The 2,082-nt window shown below is 74.7% G+C and carries 2 protein-coding genes; both read left to right on the top strand.

The window, feature by feature from the left end:
- Positions 1-1,141: LuxR C-terminal-related transcriptional regulator (locus tag ACWCSD_RS51975; protein WP_449927214.1), on the top strand; the 1,141-nt coding region annotated here is incomplete at its 5' end.
- A gap of 100 nt (positions 1,142-1,241) precedes the next feature.
- Positions 1,242-2,082: alpha/beta hydrolase family protein (locus ACWCSD_RS51970; RefSeq protein WP_449927212.1), on the top strand; the 841-nt coding region annotated here is incomplete at its 3' end.

Raw genomic sequence — 2,082 nt, 5'->3', positions numbered from 1 at the left:
GGCCCACACCTTCAGCGGCCTGCACCAGGAGGCGGCCGGGCCGTTGCGGCGGGTGCTGGAGCTGGCCGGCTCGGTACGCGACCCGGCGGTGCTCACGTGGGCGTGCGTGGCGGGCATGCTGCTGGGCGAGGACGCGGTGGCCCACCGGCTGTCGGCGCGGGCCGTGGAGGAGGCCCGGCTGCGCGGGGCCGCGTCGGCGGTGCCGCAGCTCCTGGAGTTCACGATCTACCCCGACGTCTGGACGGGCCGGTACGCCTCCGTCGCCGCCACCGCCGCGAAGGGCCTGCGGCTGGCCCGCGAGACGGGCCAGCACAACACCGCGGCCCAGCACCTGGCCTGGCTGGCGGTCAGCGCCGCCGTGGAGGGCGACCAGGAGACGTGCCGGATCCGCGCGGACGCCGCCATCGAGCTGGCCGACGCCCACGAGCTGGGGCTGGCCGGCGCGGTCGGCAACTGGGCGCTGGCCTGCCTCGACCTGGCCGCGGGCCGCGTGGCCGACGCCGCGGGCAGGCTGCGGGCCGAGCGGCGCAACCGCCACGTCGTCATCAGGGTCATGTCCACCCCGCACTACATCGAGGCGGCCGCCCGCACCGGCGACCGCGAGCGGGCCGCGGCCGCCCTGCGGGTGCTCGAACGCTGGGTCGGCAGCACGCGCAGCCCCGGCCTGCGGGCGCTGGTCTCGCGCTGCCGGGCGCTGCTGTCGGTGCGTCCCGGCGAGGCCGAGGAGCTGTTCCTGGACGCCCTGCGCCTGCACGGCCAGGGCGTCTGCGCGTTCGAGGCGGCCCGTACGCACCTGCTGCTGGGCAGCGCGCTGCGGCGCGACCGGCGGCCCGGCGCGGCCAGGAACCACCTGCACACGGCGCTGGAGACGTTCGAACGGCACGGCGCGCGGCTGTGGACCGAGCAGGCCAGGGCCGAGCTGCGGGCCTCCGGCGAGCCGGTCCGGCCGGCCGCGGACGCGACGGTGTCGCAGCTCACCGCGCAGCAGGCGCAGATCGCCCGCCTGGTGGCCGCGGGCGCCACCAACAAGGAGGTCGCCGAGCAGCTCTTCCTCAGCAGGCGCACGGTCGAGCACCATCTCAGGAACATCTTCAGCAAGCTCGGCATCCGCTCACGGGTGGAGCTGGTCAGGTTCATGTAGCGCCTGAACCGGGCGGCGGGCGGCACGAGACCGGTGATTTCACCGATGCACGGCTGACCGTGTGTCCCGACAATGGCGACAGACAGCAGTCATTCCCCCGATGAGCAGGGAGTTCGACGACGTGCAGCTCTCCACCCCCCACTTCGGCGCGCGAACGTTCACCAAGCTCGCCCTGGCCGTCACGCTGCTCGCCGGCGGCGTCGCGGCGGCGCCGGCGGCCCACGCGGCCGGCCCGTACGAGCGCGGCCCCGACCCGACCGGCGCGATCCTGGAAGCCGCGCGCGGCCCGTTCGCGACCGCGGAGCTCGGCGTCTCGCGGCTGAGCGTCTCCGGCTTCGGCGGCGGGACGATCTACTACCCGACCGACACCAGCCAGGGCACCTTCGGCGCGATCGCCATCTCGCCCGGCTACACGGCGACCTGGTCCAGCCTCGCCTGGCTGGGGCCGCGGATCGCCTCGCACGGGTTCGTGGTGATCGGCATCGAGACCACCACGATCTACGACCAGCCGGCCAGCCGCGGACGTCAGCTCCTGGCCGCGCTGGACTACCTGACCTCGGGCAGCCCGTCGGCCGTGCGCGGCAGGATCGACGCGTCCCGGCTCGCGGTGGCCGGTCACTCCATGGGCGGCGGCGGCACGCTGGAGGCCGCCGACGCGCGCCCGTCGCTCCAGGCGGCGGTGCCACTCGCGCCGTGGAACCTCACCAAGAGCTGGTCGGGCCTCCGGGTGCCGACGATGATCATCGGGGGTGAGGCCGACACGATCGCGCCGGTGGCGACCCACTCCGAGCCGTTCTACCAGTCGATCCCGTCGTCGGTGGAGAAGGCGTACCTGGAGCTGAACGGCGCCTCGCACTTCTTCCCGCAGGTCACCAACACCACGATGGCCAAGTCGATGGTGGCCTGGCTGAAGCGGATCGTCGTCGAGCCCGCGCCGGGCG

This window comes from Nonomuraea sp. NPDC001684 (assembly GCF_053596515.1).
This window is presented reverse-complemented; position numbering and strand designations above follow the sequence as displayed.